Below are 17,798 nucleotides of genomic sequence, written 5' to 3'. Positions count from 1 at the left end.
TCAGGGTAATGACACCGACAGACTGAGCATGCCCGTGGCGGTGTGGGAAATAACCTTGGGGCCACGCTCGGTCTCAATGACCGTTTGCCCGGCAACATCAGAGCTCCGGGTGAAGATCAGCAGCCAGCGTTCCCCTTGCTGAGGCATCGCGGGCACCCTGATATCGAGAAAGCCCAGTCGATGCCAGTTTTCCGGCCGGTATTCCGGCACCAGGTCGGTCACAACCCTCAGGGGGCGCAGGCTGCTGTCCAGGAACGCCAGTGAAGGTACAAACATCCCGTCCCGGTTAAACGATTTCAGGCGAAGCACAAAACTCGGCATGTCCTCCTCCCTGGGGAGCTGGATAAGACGATAATGACTGTCGCCCTCCAGTAACGGCCAGTTTGGCGATGATGGCTCAACCAGAACCCGGAACTCCCTCCCCAACTGCCACGACTCTGTCTGCTGCAACCCCAGACCATCGCAACAATGCGCCCGCCAGCGCTCGAAGTAACTTTGCTGAGGCGCTTCGATGCCCAAAACGGCAAAGGCTTCAGGAAGTTGTCCAGAGGAAGAGACCGGCAGGGCCGGTGCCCGATCGGATTCAAGGTGAACGCTGGCCGGAGTCAGGTTGAGACCCGGTAATTCCCGGGTATTCCCCGAGAACGCCTGACTATCCGGCTGGAAGTAGCTGACCCGGATATTGCCTTGGGCATCACGCCAGGTGAAGTAGGGTAAACGGTCTCCCTCACGAATGAAGCCAGCTTCGGCAAGTTCATTGCCGTCAGGGTAATTGCTGAGGTTATATTCCGGGTCTGCCTGACGCAGCGGAGCCCCGCTTGTCGCGCCTTCTCCCTGCGCAGTTCCCGTCGCTTGTTCAGCCTTGACGTCGTCAATGACCTCTTCAATGCTGCGCGTTTGTTCAGGTGACGCCGCTTCGGTCTGGATCGGGCTTTGGCGGACCCGGCCCTGTTCATCGACCCAGGTGTAGTAACGCTGGCCATCTGCCGCCGCGGCGGGCGTGGTCCGGTGGAGCTGACAGCCCGAAGCGAATACCGCCAGGACCCCGAGCAATAACCATCGTGAATGCAAACGAGAGACCATAAACCACCGCACTAAGAACACCCCCCGGCCCGGCCCCTAAAACTTGGTCCGGAAACTCAGGCCCGCCATGACGACCCGTAGGGAGGTCTTGATATCCAGCCCGGCGTAGGGGTTATAGATGATATTGGTGATGTTGTCACAGTTGACGTTGCAACTGGTATTCGCGGGAATGCTCTCAATGGATTGGAGGTAACTCAGGTTCATGTCGATAACCGTGTCCTTGTCCCACTGATAGCCCATGCCCACACTGTACAGGTTGGCACCGCCAAACGGAGCCATGATGGAGCGCTGGTCATCCGGAATTACGGAATCCCGGATTTCCACACCTGCCCGCAGATCCAGCCGCGAGGAGGCATGAAATTCCATACCGAACGCCCAGTTCCACTGATCCTTGAAGCCCAGAGGCAATCGCAGGCTGTTCGAGGTAGCATTTTCCGGAGACAGGATCCGCGCCGCGTTGAGGAATTCCAGGTTCCGGTCAAACTGGAAGACAAAGGCGTCCCACTGCTTGTAATCAGTCCAGCCGATGTCCGCGTTCAGGGTCAGCTTCGGGTGAACATCGACACTGATACCGGTCTGGAAATGCTGGGGATAGACCAGGTCCATGCTGACGTTACCCGCCTCTCTCGGGGCACCGGACGGCAGGCTCAGAATGGCCGAGGTGATCGCCCCCAGCACCGATCCGTTCAGGCGCTGCCAGAAGCCGGACCAATCCTCGGTGTACTCGATCTCAAAAGTGCCCTTGAGATTCATTTCCGCTTCTGATGTGTAGCTCGCGCCCCAACTGAACCAGTCGGTCGGCTCCCACATCACACCGAGGGCATAGGTCGGCGAAATGGTTTCCTGCAGGTTGACGCTGAGCGCCCCGATGTCATCCCAGGGTCCGACGTTCCCCCCACAAAGTGCGATCCAGGGCTGCAGTGGCTCGTCACCGGATTCACAGTTGAAGGCGTCCTGCAGGATCTCTGCCACCCCGAGCAGCATATTCGGCGCGCGCATGTACTGGTCGGCCGCGATCCCCATGTGAGACAGGTGGATACCCATACCCACCGACCAGTCGTCGTTGATCTCATAGGCCACCGTCGGCGACAGGTAGGTCGTGCGCTGCAGCGCAGTTGCCTGCGGCTGGTACCGACCAGGATCGTCCTTGTCGCGATAGAAACCCGCAGCCATAGGCAGGTAGAAAGCGGTACCCCAGGTCAGCTTTGATCCGGGGGGATTAATGGTGAACCCTGCAGACGGCGCGACCGCCGGCCCCGGTGGGGTCCGCAGGATGCCGTACCCCGGAACATACAGGGCGACGTTGTTGGTGTGGCTGCTGGTGTTGGCGACCGGGTCTCTCTGCTTTCCCGTCAGAGGATCGGTTTCCAATCCGTCAATACCGAAGATTTCATACCCATCCGGTGCGTGAAAATCAGCGTCAACGTCAAGGTAAACTCCCATCAGGTTGACTTCCAGCTGGCGGTCATCCAGCTTGGTCAGACCCGCAGGGTTATAGTGAATCGCCATGATTCCCGGTGGATCAGCGGTGACCGCATTTCCCAGAGCCAGGGCCTTTGGATGAATGGTCAGGTTCTGTGCCAGCTGTCCGTGGGCAGCACAGGACAGGACCGACACGGCCATCGCCCCGAGAATCCGTTTCTTGTGGCTCACAATTCCCATGAAATACTTCCCTTCCCGAATAGCGTCATGGGCTGCGATCAGTCACGCAGGCCCGAGATGTTAATGGGTAGGGACAACCCTAGAGAGAAGTCCGGAGCGTCTTCAGTCAGACCGATACCCAGACTGGTGTTGATAATGGTGGTATCGCTGACCCGGGTTCCCAGCGACATACTGAGAAAACCGGTTACCTGATCCTGGGCAACAGCCTCGGTACCATCGTTGAACGACAGCACGGTCTCATCGCTGTAGCTGATCTGGGCAGAGACACTGAGGGAGATGTCGTAGGACAGTGAATAGGCAAATCCGGCGGAACCGGACAGACTGAAGCCTGGATCCACCTGCTCCAGAATCCGGGCGCCACGGACCTGATCCAGGTCTTCGGCCGGCAGGTTATAGCTCAGGCTGGTCGAGCCAAAAATCACGACCGGATCAAGCACCTTGGAGAGACTGGCGCCACCGGAAATCGAATAGTACCCACTGCCGGTGGAAAGCTGACGCTTGATGTCGATTTCGTAGGGGCTGACACCGGTCTTGGTGGAGAAGCTGGTAAACAGCGTGGTCGACATCTTGCCGGGCACATAGGCCAGTGGCTGCCAGCGCGCGGTAAAGGAAATATCACCAAAATCGTAAACATTCAGCTCATCCTGGGTATCGTACTTGACCACCAGGGGTACGCGGGTGCCTACAGTGAGGTTATCAAACAGGCCATAGTCGTAGGAAAACGCATTGGTGAAGCTATGGGTCGCTGATGGCACGATATCCAGGTTACGGACCGAACCATCGGTAATCTCGATATCCAGGCGCTGGTCGCCGGTGTAGGAGTAATCCAGCGAATAGTTAAGTGAATGGGTGCCTTTTTTCTGCAGCGAGTAGTTTTTTTCCGCGGCCTGAAACACCTCTTCCAACTGTTGGGATGAGTCCTCATCTCCTTCCTGTTGCGCCAACGCCTCCCGGGCCCGGTCAACACTGTTTTCCTGGGCCACAGCCATGACCGGTGCCAGCCCGGTCATCGACCATAGGACACATCCTCGCACGAACCAACGATTCATCCCAGCTCCCTATTCCTGCTTGTTTTTTGTCCTGACCCGGGTCTGGATTCCGGGCTTTTAGTTGCGACGGTAGTAAAGTTGCTTGCGGGTGTTTTCCACACTGCCGTCGGGGTTGTTCTTCTGCATTTCCAGCAAGTTCTGTATCCGGCGTTCAGTCGCTTCGTAGAACTCTGGCATTTGTTGAAACGTCAGCTCGGTGATGGTCTGGTCATCGATGAAACGAAGGTCTTCTTCCCTCAGCTCCAACGCATCAACCGGTTTCTCGCTGCCGGGAAAGACAATAAACAGCACGTTGTCGTCCCACTTCTCTTCGAACTGACTGAGCGTGAAAGAGATATTGCCCACCGAGGGGTCGGCCAGATAAACACGGCCATCCCGGATGGTCCGCAAAACCACGAAATGTTTGAAACCGGCATGGTGAATCGGAACGATGGCGGGGTGATCAAGCTCAAGCAAATCATCAATGGTTGCCCGGAACCCGCCAGAGGGGTATCCCAGCGCTGTGACCAGCCGCTTCATGTCCAACATTGAGAATGCCCGGCGTTCAACGATCCGATCACTTTCGCCGTAATGGAGCAGCCCCTCCATGACCTGCCGTTCCCCCAGGTTACGCCCCAGGTAATAGGCCAGCACCGTTGTCAGTGCCGCACTGCCACAACTGTAGTCATAGGCCTGACGGACGATATTCCGGTAGCGCTGCTCGACCAGCGGTTCAACCCGGGTGTCAGTACGCAACTCGATACCCGGCGCAACAGTCTGTTCAATGACAACAACATCCCGTTCAATAGGCTCAACAACAGTGATCTTTTCCACTATTGCCAGAGTCATCAGGGAACCAGCGAGCACCAGGAACATGTCTTAGGGAAAACTCCGCAGCCGTTTTGGTCGGATCGAGTCCATTGATCGACCAGTTTTATTATTTGTATCGGGATGTCTGGCACTGCCAGACAACGGCATGGATACCGAGCCCACCGGGTCAGACGCCGTTACATCTTGTTACGCTACGATACCGGAATAACACAGGGCCGAAAGATAACTGTGCCTCAAATCTACCCGTGCAGAAGAGGCCGCAACGGCGGAATATGAGAACTGGTTCAAGACCAGTAGAGGGAGGTAAAAATCAGTGGCGGATATAGCCCTGTCGCCGCAGCTGATAATCGTGCAGACGGGTCAGGACCAGCAGCGCTGAAATTGCCCCGACCAAAGCAAATGCCATATCGGACTGGGTATCCCAAACATAGCCCTGGGTGCCCAGAAAAGCTTCAGCAGCTTCGTCGCTTGCCAGCGCTACCCACCATTCAATCAGCTCATAAAAAGCACTGACCGCGAGACAGAAGCAGACCAGAAAAAAGTTCGACCAGGCCCTGCTGCGGAAGACCTCGAGGCGAACCACGATTTCCCGGGCCACCATCACCGGAACAAAACCCTGGGCGAAATGCCCGAGCTTGTCGTAGTTGTTACGGGTGGCCCCGAACCAGTCACCCAACCAGTCGAACAGGGGAACCTCAGCGTAAGTGTAATGGCCGCCGACCATAAGAATGACGGCATGGATCAGGATCAGCAAATAGAGCAAGGGGGTGAACGGGAAACGCTTGATGGTCAGCGCGAGAATGACGCCACCAATCAATGCCGGCAAGACTTCGAGCAGCCAGGTCACCTGATCCTTGGGATCAATTCCCGACCACACCAGAACACCAAGAAACGTCACTACCCACAATGTTTTGATACCCATTACTCCCGACAAGAAGTCACGGTCAGCGTACCCTGACCGACTGTCCATCCGCCAGCTGACGGTCGGGATGGCGTACGACCCATTCCCCTTCCTCTAGCCCGGATTCAAGTACCACCATCAGCCCGTTGCTATGGCCCGTTGTGACCTGCCGTAACCGGGCAATAGCCTCGCTGACCACAAACAGCCACTCCTTACCGTCGCGACGGAACACCGCAGAGGCCGGAATCTGAAGTACATCCTCGCCCTGCCAGAGGATAAACGCTGCGTCCACCCGGTAACCGTCGCCAAGGCTCTCCCACGCTTCTCTGGGCGCAATCAGATCGACAACCACCTGAACACGCTGCTCTTCCACGCCAAGCGCAGAGACATCCTCAAAGCCAACAGGCTCCACCCGCCGTACCCGGGCCGCCAACTCAGGGCCGCCCCACCCGGTCAAGATTACCGGCATATCGGCCCTCAGTTTGACCGCATCGAAACTGAGCACATCCACCACCACTTCCAGAGCAGCGGGGTCGCCCACTTCCAGAATTGGCGTACCGGCCTGTACGACGCCCTCATTCTCCCGCAACAACCCCAGTACCCGCCCCTCTACCGGCGAACGTATGGGCACCTGTTCCAGACCGGATTGATCGCCTGCATTCACCGCCGACACTTCAAGCCGGATGCGGGCCGCCGCAAGTTCGTGGGCAGCCACCTCCTGCGTGAAGCTCGCCGAGCGCAGGATCGCATCCGCACGGGACGTTGCGGCCTGCGCCTGTTGCAAACGCTCACCCGAGACAAAATTGGATTCATCCAGGCGCAATAAACGCTGGTAGTCGTTGCGGGCAAGCTCGGCGTCAGCGCGGGCGGCACTGACATTCTGCCTGGCGGATTCCAGGGATGCTCTCGCCGCCTCTACCCGGGCTTCGGCTTCGGCACGGCTTCGCGCATCAAGAACGCTGACCGGCATGGGGTCCAGCACGGTGACCAGCTGGTCTCGTGTCACGGTATCTCCCACGTCCAGTTCCAGTCGATGCAAATATCCGGCGACCGGCGAGGACACCACATAACGGTCCTTAACCCGGGTCTTGCCCTCCTCCACGATAGCGACACTGAGTGTGTCTCGCTGAGCCCGGGTGAGATCCACCCAGACCGGATCTGGCCGGAACGTGAACACCAGGGCAACAACAACCAGCAGAATAAATCCGCTCCAGAACAGCCAACGACCAATGGATTTCATTCCCTCTCCTTACTCCCTGGTCTTGAGGACCGCCACAAGATCCAGCCCCGCCAGACGCCGCCAGGCAATCAGCCCCGAGCCAATAGCCGACACAAGGACCACCGAGGCCGACATCGCCAGGGTCTGAACGGTCAAGGTTAACGGTACACGATAAAGTTCAGTCTGCAACGACCACACCAGCGCTGCGGCCAGGCCTTGCCCAATCAGCCACCCAACCGGCACTCCCAGCAGCAGGATGATCGCCAGTTCACCAAGCAGGATATGACCGACCTCGGGTGTGCTGTAGCCCAGTACCCGCATACTGGCCAGCTCCCGCCCCTTTTCCGCCAGCGAGATCCGCACGGTGTTGTAGATCACCCCAAAGGCGATCACGCCCCCCAAAAGACTGTTGAAAAACGTGAAGGTCAGGAAGGTCTTGGCCAGGGTGTCATAGAAGCTCGCCAGCATGGCCTCACGGATATTCACCGCCAACACCCCAGGCATCAACCGCAGCCGTTCATAGACCACGGTGCTCTGCTGCGGGTCAGTATTGAGCAGCACCTGATTGACCACCGGCCCTTCCCCCAGCAGGCGATTGACGGAAGACAGCCGCATGTAGGCCGCCACGCCAAGGAATTCACTGGTGGTTCCCGCGACCGGCACCTCCAACCGCCGGCGTTCACCCTCAAGCACCTGCACTGTCAGGGTCTCCCCGGCGCGGATGTCCAGACCGGCGGCCAGGAAATCTGTGAGCAGCACGCCCGCTTCCGGTATCGCCACCGGGGCCATCGATTCATCAATGACAAACTGCAGATAGGCCGGCTCAGGTATTCCCGACAGCGCGGTACGCCAACGGCGGTGGCCATGAATCAATTCAACCGCCAGACTTCGACGGCCTTCGGCATAGCGGATGCCGGGATCCCGGACCAGCCCGAACAGGGCCGCCGAATTCACCGGATCGGTCAGGGTCACGGCAACATCCTGTTGCTGTACCCGGGCAAACTGGGCATGGACCATCAGGGACACCGAGTCAAACTGGAAGTTGCCCACCATGATGATTGCCGTGGCAAGGGCCACACCAAGCACTGACAACCCGGTGCGCCCCGGGCGCCGCGCCAGTTGCCGGACAATCATCCGCGACGGCTGGCTGAACCGAACACCGGACAACACCCGCTCCAGCAGCGTAATGCGAAAGCGCACAGGCCCCTCCGGCTGCATGGCTTCTGCCGGTGGCAGCGAGGCCGCCCGGTAGATAGAACGCAAGCTCCCCAGGAAGGCAAACAACAAGGTGATCACCGTCAACAGGACAAACCAGCCGGGGTGGATAATGAACAGCAGCCGGGGGAAACGATAATACTCGATATACATTTCCCCCAGCCCCCGACCGAGCCATAAGCCGATGACGCAGCCCAGCACCAGCCCCAGTACCGCGATTACCATGGTGAGCTGGAGGTAGTGCCTGGCAATTGCCCAGTTGCCGTAGCCATAAGCCTTGAGCACAGCAATGATGTCCCGCTGGGTGGCAATCAAACGGCCAATCACAACGTTCAGCAGGAACATCGCCACTGACATGAAGATCAGTGGAAACACCGTTGCCATGGTACGCAGCTGCGCCAGTTCGTCATTGAGGTAGCGATGGGATATCTGGTCGTGTCTTTCCAGGCCGCCGGTTCCACCATAGCGCGCCAGCAGGCGGTCAAGGTGGTCAATCACATCGGCTACAGCGAACCCCCGATCCACCTGCAGTAATACGCTGTTGAAAGCCCCTTCCATATCCATAGCCGCAGCGAGCGCATCACGGGCCATCCACAACACCCCATAACGCTGGTAATCCGGCAGCAAACCACCCGGCGGCAGTACAAAGATAAACTCCGGCGATTCGACAATACCCACCACCCGTAAAGGCTGCCAGCGACCATTTATGATCGCCTTGATGGTATCGCCGGGTTGCAGGTTATGAGCCTTGGCGAAGCTGCCGATGATAGCCACTTCGTCGGTATGACGGGCATCCGGTAACCGCCCCTGCCGCAGGTAGAGGCGATTGAGCAACGGCTGCTCATTACCCGGCAACGAGACGATCTGTGCTGATACCGGGTCGGTGAACCCCGGCATCTGCAGTTTGGCCGCCCCCTCTACCCGGTCACTGACCCTGAGCACGCCGGGTATTGCGGCGATTCGCTGAGTAACGTGACGGGGGGCCCGTTTGAGTGAGGCAAAGACATCGGCAAACTGGTTCTCGGCGTAGTATTGCGCCCGGGTGAGCTCCAGGGAGGAGTAATTGACGATCGACATCAAGCATACGGCGACGCCACCAGCAATGACCAGGGCAATGGCCAGCACCTGACCGCGCAACTGCCAGAGTTCCCGGAAAAGCTTGGTGTTCAATGCGGTCATGGCGCGGTGGCTCCGGCTACCAGCTCAGGGACGCCGGTTCCTGGCGCTCTGCATTGCGGTACTCGCCGCTGATCATGCCATCAGACAGGGTAATCACCCGATCCGCCATGGCAGCGATGGCCGCATTGTGGGTAATGATGACAGTCGTTGTCCCGGTTTCCCGGTTTGCCTTGTCCAGCGCCGCCAGCACCAACACCCCGGTGGCAGAATCCAGCGCACCGGTGGGCTCGTCGCACAACAACACCTGCGGACGCTTGGCGATGGCACGGGCAATCGCAACCCGCTGCTGTTCACCGCCGGACAGCTGGGCCGGAAAATGGTCCATACGATCAGACAACCCCACCAGGCCCAAGGCCTCTTCCGGCGACATGGGTTCCCTGGCAATTTCCGTGACCGCGGCGACATTCTCCCGGGCCGTCAGGCTTGGAATCAGGTTGTAGAACTGGAATACAAAGCCCACAAAGTCGCGACGGTACCGGGTCAGTTCACGGTCACTGGCCTGACTCAGGGTCATGTCGCAGTACTCCACCACCCCCGACGTGGCCACGTCCAGCCCGCCAAGGATATTCAGCAGGGTAGATTTCCCGGAACCGGACGCCCCAAGCAGCACCACCATTTCCTCATCGTAGAGTTCGAGATCCACACCACGAAGGGCATGAACCTCCACATCACCCTGCTGATAGGTTTTGGTCAGCCCTTGTGTGCGGAATACAACCTTGTTGTCAGACATGCCGTCCTGGCCCGATCAGGTTGGGAGAGGGATTGCCTCAGACAGAATCCGCACACTTCACGCACAGCGTGGTGTAAGGCAGTATCTGCAGCCTGCGGGGATCGATGGGTTGGCCACAACGTTCGCAGTCATCACCTTCGCCCGCATCGATGCGCTCCAGCGCCCGCTCCACCTGGATCAGTTCCGCCCGGGATTCGGCCTCCAGTCCATCAACCACCTCATCATTCTGGGTCTCAACCGCCTGCTCCTCGAAATCCCGGTTAATGGCACCGTCTTCGCGACGCTGGTGGGCGTGGAGGCGTTTCAGTCGTGCCTGCAGGTCGGCACGCAGGGTCTGGAGTTCAGTCTTGCGGTCAGTCATGAATGTCTCCTCGGTTCACATTCCTTTTTTATAAAGCATAAGCCTGATCCGGGATTGATGCTTGTCAAAACGATGCAACTCTGTCTGGGCAAGAATGACAACACACAATGTCTCACATGCAGCGGGACGACGGAGCAGCGACCATGGATAATGATTTGATCGACAGTGTCCACGAAAAATCCCGGGAATTGGTGGAACGGGCCACCCGTTTCAATGAAACCCTGTTTGAGCAGTTTACCAAGGCCACCGAGCTTCAGGTGCTGACCTTTCGCCGCTACGCTGATGCAGCGGTTGAGCAGGCCCGCAAGGTCGGTGACGTCAAGAGTCTGGACGACCTCAAGGAGCTTTCTGAAGAACAGGCCCGGGATTTCAAAGCGATGAGTGACCAGTTCTGTGCCGACTGGGAAGCATGGCAGGAGTATTTTTTTAAGGCCCGAGAGCAGATGCATCACCTCTTCGATGAAGAGCACTAGGAAGCCCCAGCCTCTGTCGCAGGGATTGGCAGAATATGTCAGTATTCCTCCATCGTTTTTGCCGGCCCGTCGGCTGGTTCCCTGCTGGAGGAAACACCCTTGCTGTACGCCACCCTCGCGGCCATTGCCGTATCGCTGATCCTGTTTACCTGGCTCGGGTTACGGGCACGGCTGGCCGATGGCAGCCTTGATGACTACGTCACTGCGCGCAACAGTCAGGGTGCCAGCGCCATTGGGCTGTCCTTCCTCGCCTCGGGCATGGGTGGCTGGATCCTGTTTGCCCCCCCGGAAGTAGGCTCCCTGTTGGGGCCTGTCGCCTTGGCAGGCTACGCCGTTGGCGCAGCACTTCCATTTCTGGTGTTTGCCTGGTTTGGACCGGCTATTCGCCGTGTGCTGCCCGAAGGCAGGAGTATCGGTGAGTTTGCTCAGAACTGCTATGGAACGGGTATCCGCCGCTATGTCGCACTGATCTCAGTGCTTTATATGCTTTGCTTCCTGACCGCAGAACTGACCGCCATCGGTGCCATCACCCATTTGCTGTCAGGTATCAATGGCAACATTGCTGTGCTGGGCGTGGCGATCGCAACCTTGATCTACACCGCCTGGGGCGGTCTGCGAGCAAGCCTGGTGACTGATCGCTGGCAAGCCGTGTTGCTGACCGGGCTGCTGCTGATTGTCGGCGGATTTGCACTGAATCAACTGCCGTCACTGGGTCAGGCTGCTCCGATGCCCGCGGTTCCCACAGCAACAGCCTTCAGCGTGGCGCTGACCCTGATCATCGCGGTGACCGCTGCCAACCTGTTCCACCAGGGCTATTGGCAACGGTTATGGGCCGCCCAGGACGCCAAAGCACTCGGCCGCGGCGCCTTACTGGGCGGACTTGTTACCGTCATCGTGGTGGCGGTTGTGGGCGCCCTTGGTATTCTTGCGGCCACCAGCGGAGTCGACATCGGTTCGCCTCCTATTCCCTTCTTCGCGCTGTTGTCCGGTGCCCCACAGTGGCTGACCTTAGCCGCTCTGGTGCTGGCACTCACCCTGGTGGCGTCTTCGGTCGATACCCTGCAGAATGCCCTGGCGTCGCTGGCAGTAACGGAGAAACAGGGACTGTCACTGACCGCCGCCCGCTGGATCACAGTTGCGCTGATGGTGCCGGTGGTTCTGGTCGCATTGCAGGGAATATCCGTGCTGCGGCTGTTCCTGATCGCCGATCTGCTCTGTGCCACCGCCGTGGTGCCGGTGCTGATGGGCTTGTGGTCGCGGATGATCACTCCGGCAGCCGTCGCCGGTTGCCTGGCCGGACTGGCCGGCGCCATTCTCCCGGGCTGGTACAGCACCGGGAGCCTGATGGCCGGTATTGAAGCCGCCAGTTTCCCGGGGGCTATCCCTACCCTGTCGCCGTTTGTCGGTGCCCTGGCCGCTTCGGTAGTGGTCAGCGTACTGGTTGCCCTGATCTGCAGGCCCGCCAGCCGCTAACCGGAACTGAAGGGTTTACTGAGCCAGCTGACGGCTGTGAAACTGCAGGTGATCGCCAATAAAGCTGGCGATGAAGTAGTAGCTGTGGTCATAGCCCTCATGGCGTCGCAAGGTCAGCGGATAGCCACTGGCCCTGGCTGCTGCCTCCAGGGTTTCCGGCTTCAGCTCCCGTTCCAGGAAGGCATCGTCCATACCCTGATCCACCAGCGCCGGTAACGTCGCCCGCGTATCGGCCATCAGCAGTGACGCATCGTATTCACGCCAGAGTGCCTGATCGTCCCCCAGGTACGCCCGGAACGCTTTCTGCCCCCACGGGCAGTCCACCGGATGACTGATCGGACTGAAGGCAGAGACTGACCGGTAACGCTCGGGGTTACGCAGGGCGATGGTCAGCGCACCATGCCCCCCCATGGAATGGCCACTGATCGCCCGTCGGTCACTCACCGGGAAGTGAGCTTCGATCAACTCCGGCAACTCCTTCACCACATAGTCATACATCTGGTAATGACGGGACCACGGCGCTTCGCTGGCGTTGACGTAAAACCCGGCCCCCAGGCCCAGGTCATAGGCCTGGGCCGGGTCATCGGGCACCTCATCACCACGGGGGCTTGTGTCCGGGGCAACAATCGCCAGCCCCAGTTCCGCCGCCATCCGTTGGGCACCGGCCTTCTGCATGAAGTTCTCATCGGTGCAGGTCAGTCCCGACAGCCAGTACAGGACCGGCACGTTTTCCCCCACCATCGCCTGGGGCGGCAGGTACACGGCAAACCGCATGGTGCACCCGAGGGTTCTGGAGAAATGCCGGTACTGTTTGTGCCAGCCACCAAAACACTTGTTGGCGCTGACATTTTCCAGCTCATTGGCTAGCTCGCTCATGGTCTGTAGTCCACCCGTGCCGGTTTATTTGTCGAAATGGACAACGCTGCGAATGCTCTTGCCTTCGTGCATCAGGTCAAACGCATCATTGATGTCTTCCAGCCCCATGGTGTGGGTGATGAAGTCATCCAGACGGAACTCACCGGCCAGGTAACGCTCGACGTAATCCGGCAATTCCGAGCGACCTTTCACACCGCCAAACGCGGTGCCGCGCCAGACCCGGCCGGTGACCAGCTGGAATGGGCGGGTGCTGATTTCCTGGCCAGCGCCAGCCACACCAATAATGACTGACTCGCCCCAGCCCTTGTGACAGCATTCCAGCGCTGAACGCATAACATTCACGTTGCCGATACATTCGAAGGAGTAATCGACACCACCGTCTGTCAGTTCAACGATGACTTCCTGAATCGGCTTGTCGTAATCCTTGGGGTTGATGCAATCGGTCGCGCCCAGCTTGCGGGCCAGGTCGAATTTGCTTTCATTGACGTCAATACCGATGATGCGGCTGGCCTTGGCCATGACGGCACCAATCACCGCGGACAGGCCTATGCCCCCCAGCCCGAAGATTGCCACCGTGGCACCCTCTTCCACCTTGGCGGTGTTCATCACCGCGCCCATACCGGTAGTCACACCACAGCCCAGCAGGCACACTTCCTCCAGCGGCGCTTCCGGATTGACCTTGGCCAGGGAAATCTCAGGCAACACCGTGTACTCGGAGAAAGTAGAGCAGCCCATGTAATGGTAGATCGGCTGGCCATCCTTGTAGAAACGGGTGGTGCCGTCCGGCATCAGTCCCTGGCCCTGAGTGGCACGGATTTTCTGACACAGGTTGGTCTTGCCCGAGGTGCAGAATTTACATTCACCACACTCCGGCGTGTACAGGGGAATCACATGGTCACCCGGCTTGACGCTGGTCACGCCCTCGCCCACCTGCTCAACAATACCGCCACCCTCGTGACCGAGAATGGTCGGGAAAATGCCTTCCGGATCTTCCCCGGACAAGGTGAATGCGTCGGTATGGCAGACACCAGACGCCACAATACGCACCAGGACTTCGCCAGCCTTGGGCAGCATGACATCCACTTCTTCAATGGTCAGCGGCTGGTTGGGCCCCCAGGCGACGGCGGCTCTGGACTTGATGAACTGGTCTGACATGTCATTTTCCCCTGATTGATGCCCTGAAACGGGCGCTTGATTCCAAAATTTCCGGGTTCGCGCAACGTACCGCAGCAAACCAGCGAGTTACGCCATTATATTTACTTACCACAAGGTGATAATCTGCCGAATTCTAAATTCACTTTTACCAGGATGTAACAATGTACCCTTGGGAAGGCGTGAGCGAATTTGTCGCGGTGGCCGACTGCGGCAGCTTTACCCAGGCTGCCAGGCGCCTGGGCGTTTCCACCGCCCAGGTCAGCCGCCAGGTCCGCAATCTGGAAGACCGCCTGGCCACCCGCCTGCTGTACCGGACAACCCGGAAAGTTTCGCTGACGGAAGCTGGCCGGCTGTATTACCAGCATAGTCGAAGTGTTCTGGATGGACTGGAAGCTGCAGAACAGGCCGTCACCAACCTGCAAAGCTCCCCCCAGGGCAAGATCCGGCTGACTGCGCCGGTGACCTATGGCGAGGATGTGGTTGTGCCACTGATCAACGATTTCCTGGCCCGCTATCCACGACTGGAGATCACCGTTCATCTCACTAACCAGACCGTCGATCTGGTCGATGGTGGCTTTGATCTGGCCATCCGACTCGGGCGGCTGAAGAATTCATCTATGGTTGCCCGCAAACTGGCATCACGCACCCTGCACGTGTGTGCCTCACGCGACTACATCCATCGTCACGGTGCGCCTCATACGCTCAACGAGCTGGACCAACACAACTGTCTGCTCGGTTCCAACGATTTCTGGCGCTTCCGCGAACATGGCCGGGAACGGCTGCTGCGGGTTCAGGGCAACCTTCGCTGCAACTCCGGGAAGAGTCTCGCTGATGCTGCTCTGAAAGGGATTGGACTGGTCCAGCTACCTGATTATTACGTTCAGCACTACCTGGACGAGGGCTCGTTACTGCCGATGCTGGAAAGCTTCCAGGAACCGGAGGAAGGCATCTGGGCGGTGCTTCCCCACAATCGCCACCTGTCGCCCAAGATCCGCATGCTGGTGGATCACCTGGTCGCGGCTACAGCTCCGGCTTGAGTACCTCTGCCACCCGTTGCCGGATCGCCGGCACCACCTCTTCCTCAAACCAGGGGTTACGGCGCAGCCAGATCAGGTTTCTCGGACTGGGATGAGGCAGCGGCACCAGATCCGGCCAGTACTCACGCCAGCGGCTGACGGTATCAGTGACTGAACGTCTGGGCCCCGGAATGTGATAGGCCTGGGCGTACTGGCCAATTGCCAGAGTGAACCGGACCTTCTCCAGTCGGCTGAGCAGCAATTCGCGCCAGGCGGGGGCACATTCCCGCCGGGGTGGCAGATCACCGGATTTTCCGGTTCCCGGGTAGCAGAAGCCCATCGGAAGAATGGCCAGTTGCTGTTCATCGTAAAAGGTATCCCGGGTGATGCCCATCCAGTCCCGCAGCCGGTCACCGCTGGGGTCATTGAACGGTAAACCGGTTTCATGCACCTTCCGGCCAGGGGCCTGGCCGACGACCAGAATTTTCGCCTCCGGGCTGGCCTGCACCACCGGTCGCGGCTCATGATCAAGGCTGGCAGCGCACAACGTACAACGCCGGACCCTTGCCAACAGGGCATCAAAAGACTCTTCGTGACTCACCGTGACTTCTCCATCACCTATCCCTGACCACCCGGCCCTGATGGTCAATGGCAGGTGCAGGGAACATTGACGTCGCGCCCGGGCGGGCTTAGCTTAGTAGCATAACAAACCCAGTCTACCGGTTCGGCTTATGATTGCTTTGGAGCAATGGCGTCAAACAGGCGCCACCTATCAGTTTGATAATATGCCCATCTTTACCCGCACGGGCGGTAATCCTCAGGGCCCGGCACTGGTGCTGATCCATGGTTTCCCGACCTCATCCTGGGACTGGTGTAAAATCTGGCCGCTACTGGAAGAACACTACGCCCTGTATGCCCTGGACATGATTGGTTTTGGAGACTCGGCCAAACCCCGGGACTTTGCCTACCGGATCCATGACCAGGCCACCCTGATCGAGCGCTGGCTGCAGGAACAGGGACTGACGGAATACCACATCCTGGCCCATGATTATGGTGATACTGTTGCCCAGGAACTCATGGCCCGGGATCTGGAACGCCAGTCCGGCACCCGCCAGGACGGTTCCCCCCTGCGCATCGCCAGCGTCTGTCTGCTCAATGGCGGTCTGTTCCCGGAAACCCACCAACCGGTATTGATCCAGAAGCTGCTGCTGTCCCCGGCTGGCTTTCTGATTGCGCGATTAACCAGCAAACAGAAACTGGCCAATAACCTGACCCATATCTTTGGCCCCGAGACTCCACCCAGCGACGACGAAGTCGACGCGTTCTGGGAGCTGATCACCAACAACGATGGCGTGGGCGTGATGCATAAGGTGATTCACTACATGCCCCAGCGGAAACAGTTCCGGGAACGCTGGGTGGGTGCCCTGCTGGATGCCAGCTACCCGGTCAAGCTGATCAACGGCCCGCTGGATCCGATTTCCGGCGAACACATGGCAACACGCTACCGGCAGCTGGTGCTCAATCCGGACATAACCCTGCTGCCAGGCATCGGGCATTACCCGCAGGTCGAAGCGCCTCAGGAAGTGGTGGAAAGTTATCTTGGCTTTCGTGCCAACGTCTGAACGGCTATCGCCTAATCACGGAGTTCCTGCAACAGGGCATTGGCCAGCTGTTCCATCCGCTCCAGGCCGGCATCGGCCTTTTCCAGATAGGTCTCATCCATGCTTTGCGGGGCGGCCCATTCCTTACCCTTGATGCGGCAGCGCTTGGCAAGCTTATCCATACCCAGGTCTTCCAGGGCAAAGCTCAGCTCGGTCCACAAGGTGGCCAGTTCATCTTCCCTCTGATGGGATCGCTGGCCGGTATCCTGTAACTGCCGCATGTAGACGGCGGTATGACGGGCAGCAATCACCACTTTCCGCAGCGCATCGACAGATTCTTCCTTGCGGGAACGGCGCGCCCGCTGCAGATTCACCACCCAGCTACCCGCATGTTTCACCAGTTCCCAGAGGGAAATGGCGGTCACCACTTCAATCATGCCGTTTCCTCATCCGGGGCACTAGGCTGACAGCTGTTTCAAAACCCGCTGGGTCTGTTGATCAGAACGAATGAAGTCAATCCGGTAATCACCGGCATGGGGAGAGATTTTTCGCACCGACCAGCGCAACTGGTATTTTCCGGCCGGCAACCGCACCATTTCAGACCCGATATCAACCAGGCCTGACAGACACTCGAAGGGGAACTCCACCACATGGTCCCACTGGCTCAGCTCAGGATCACAGCTTGCCGCATGAATACGAACCGGCAGAATATGATCCTGATTCTCAATGACCCCGAGCGCCACCACCTGTGGGCAATAGCAGCCAAAGCGCTTGACCGCTTCGGCATCCCATTCAAGGTCATCATCACTGTCCAGCGGATCAAACTCTCCGTCAAAGACCTGGATTTGCCTGAAATCCGAGCTCAGTTCCAACGTAATTTCTTTCACCCGAGGATCCCTTAGTCGTAAACATCCCTGTTTCCGACGAATTGAGCTTCTGTCTTGAAACTCTTGTTATTAATAAGTATATCCCCCCATGCTATGCCGTTGAGGGAG

Annotated in this window: 18 protein-coding genes; 4 read left to right on the top strand and 14 right to left on the bottom strand. The window is 58.7% G+C overall.

Features of this window, described 5'->3' with window-relative positions:
• From BLV11_RS05385 to BLV11_RS05345, 9 genes are all read right to left on the bottom strand, one after another.
• Entirely contained in the window at nucleotides 1-1,083 is a 1,083-nt protein-coding gene (locus BLV11_RS05385) for a MalM family protein (protein ID WP_091811951.1), read from the bottom strand.
• Between the two features lie 36 nt (nucleotides 1,084-1,119).
• A complete protein-coding gene (locus BLV11_RS05380) occupies nucleotides 1,120-2,745 on the bottom strand; it encodes an OmpP1/FadL family transporter (protein WP_091811950.1) in 1,626 nt (541 codons plus the stop codon).
• 38 nt (nucleotides 2,746-2,783) lie between these two features.
• Nucleotides 2,784-3,794, bottom strand: coding sequence for a flagellar protein FilC (locus BLV11_RS05375; RefSeq protein ID WP_091811949.1), 1,011 nt, complete (start codon nucleotides 3,792-3,794; stop codon nucleotides 2,784-2,786).
• Nucleotides 3,795-3,851: 57 nt separating this feature from the next.
• The gene (locus tag BLV11_RS05370; protein WP_091811948.1) at nucleotides 3,852-4,649 is read right to left on the bottom strand and encodes a C39 family peptidase; all 798 of its coding nucleotides are present in this window, start codon (nucleotides 4,647-4,649) and stop codon (nucleotides 3,852-3,854) included.
• A gap of 265 nt (nucleotides 4,650-4,914) precedes the next feature.
• A complete protein-coding gene (locus tag BLV11_RS05365; RefSeq protein WP_091811947.1) occupies nucleotides 4,915-5,526 on the bottom strand; it encodes a DUF2238 domain-containing protein in 612 nt (203 codons plus the stop codon).
• 22 nt (nucleotides 5,527-5,548) lie between these two features.
• A complete protein-coding gene (locus BLV11_RS05360) occupies nucleotides 5,549-6,745 on the bottom strand; it encodes an efflux RND transporter periplasmic adaptor subunit (RefSeq protein WP_091811946.1) in 1,197 nt (398 codons plus the stop codon).
• A 9-nt stretch (nucleotides 6,746-6,754) separates the two neighbouring features.
• Nucleotides 6,755-9,118: an ABC transporter permease gene (locus BLV11_RS05355; RefSeq protein WP_091811945.1), complete on the bottom strand. Its 2,364-nt coding sequence runs from the start codon at nucleotides 9,116-9,118 to the stop codon at nucleotides 6,755-6,757.
• A 16-nt stretch (nucleotides 9,119-9,134) separates the two neighbouring features.
• Nucleotides 9,135-9,848 (bottom strand): ABC transporter ATP-binding protein, encoded by a 714-nt coding sequence (locus BLV11_RS05350; protein ID WP_091811944.1) that lies wholly within the window; start codon nucleotides 9,846-9,848, stop codon nucleotides 9,135-9,137.
• A 37-nt stretch (nucleotides 9,849-9,885) separates the two neighbouring features.
• Nucleotides 9,886-10,209 (bottom strand): TraR/DksA family transcriptional regulator, encoded by a 324-nt coding sequence (locus BLV11_RS05345; protein WP_091811943.1) that lies wholly within the window; start codon nucleotides 10,207-10,209, stop codon nucleotides 9,886-9,888.
• A gap of 143 nt (nucleotides 10,210-10,352) precedes the next feature.
• Between BLV11_RS05345 and BLV11_RS05340 the strand changes: the two genes are divergently transcribed.
• Both BLV11_RS05340 and BLV11_RS05335 read left to right on the top strand, forming a co-directional pair.
• Nucleotides 10,353-10,682 (top strand): phasin family protein, encoded by a 330-nt coding sequence (locus BLV11_RS05340; RefSeq protein ID WP_091811942.1) that lies wholly within the window; start codon nucleotides 10,353-10,355, stop codon nucleotides 10,680-10,682.
• Nucleotides 10,683-10,781: 99 nt separating this feature from the next.
• Entirely contained in the window at nucleotides 10,782-12,155 is a 1,374-nt protein-coding gene (locus BLV11_RS05335) for a sodium:solute symporter family transporter (protein ID WP_091811941.1), read from the top strand.
• 15 nt (nucleotides 12,156-12,170) lie between these two features.
• Here the strand turns inward: BLV11_RS05335 and fghA are convergent, their stop codons facing one another.
• The gene (gene fghA / locus BLV11_RS05330; protein WP_091811940.1) at nucleotides 12,171-13,031 is read right to left on the bottom strand and encodes an S-formylglutathione hydrolase; all 861 of its coding nucleotides are present in this window, start codon (nucleotides 13,029-13,031) and stop codon (nucleotides 12,171-12,173) included.
• 24 nt (nucleotides 13,032-13,055) lie between these two features.
• Nucleotides 13,056-14,186, bottom strand: a complete 1,131-nt coding sequence (locus BLV11_RS05325) for an S-(hydroxymethyl)glutathione dehydrogenase/class III alcohol dehydrogenase (protein ID WP_091811939.1) — start codon at nucleotides 14,184-14,186, stop codon at nucleotides 13,056-13,058.
• Between the two features lie 161 nt (nucleotides 14,187-14,347).
• Here BLV11_RS05325 and BLV11_RS05320 point away from each other — a divergent pair, with 161 nt between their 5' ends.
• A complete protein-coding gene (locus BLV11_RS05320; protein WP_091811938.1) occupies nucleotides 14,348-15,223 on the top strand; it encodes a LysR family transcriptional regulator in 876 nt (291 codons plus the stop codon).
• On the opposite strand, the gene BLV11_RS05315 is transcribed toward BLV11_RS05320, so the two are convergent.
• Complete coding sequence (locus tag BLV11_RS05315; RefSeq protein ID WP_091811937.1) at nucleotides 15,207-15,803, bottom strand: uracil-DNA glycosylase family protein; 597 nt, start codon at nucleotides 15,801-15,803, stop codon at nucleotides 15,207-15,209. The two genes, BLV11_RS05320 and BLV11_RS05315, sit on opposite strands and share 17 nt — an antisense overlap.
• 130 nt (nucleotides 15,804-15,933) lie before the next feature.
• On the opposite strand from BLV11_RS05315, the gene BLV11_RS05310 reads away from it, so the two are divergent.
• Nucleotides 15,934-16,824, top strand: coding sequence for an alpha/beta fold hydrolase (locus BLV11_RS05310; RefSeq protein ID WP_091811936.1), 891 nt, complete (start codon nucleotides 15,934-15,936; stop codon nucleotides 16,822-16,824).
• Between the two features lie 11 nt (nucleotides 16,825-16,835).
• Here BLV11_RS05310 and BLV11_RS05305 read toward each other — a convergent pair whose 3' ends face one another.
• Together BLV11_RS05305 and BLV11_RS05300 are read right to left on the bottom strand one after the other, a co-directional pair.
• The gene (locus BLV11_RS05305) at nucleotides 16,836-17,240 is read right to left on the bottom strand and encodes a hypothetical protein (RefSeq protein ID WP_091811935.1); all 405 of its coding nucleotides are present in this window, start codon (nucleotides 17,238-17,240) and stop codon (nucleotides 16,836-16,838) included.
• Between the two features lie 21 nt (nucleotides 17,241-17,261).
• Nucleotides 17,262-17,690: a hypothetical protein gene (locus BLV11_RS05300; RefSeq protein ID WP_091811934.1), complete on the bottom strand. Its 429-nt coding sequence runs from the start codon at nucleotides 17,688-17,690 to the stop codon at nucleotides 17,262-17,264.
• Between the last annotated feature and the right edge of the window lie 108 nt (nucleotides 17,691-17,798).

This window comes from Marinobacter mobilis, from assembly GCF_900106945.1.
Lineage (GTDB): Bacteria > Pseudomonadota > Gammaproteobacteria > Pseudomonadales > Oleiphilaceae > Marinobacter > Marinobacter mobilis.
The sequence above is the reverse complement of the archived record's forward strand: the minus strand, read 5'-3'. Positions and strand labels throughout refer to the sequence as shown.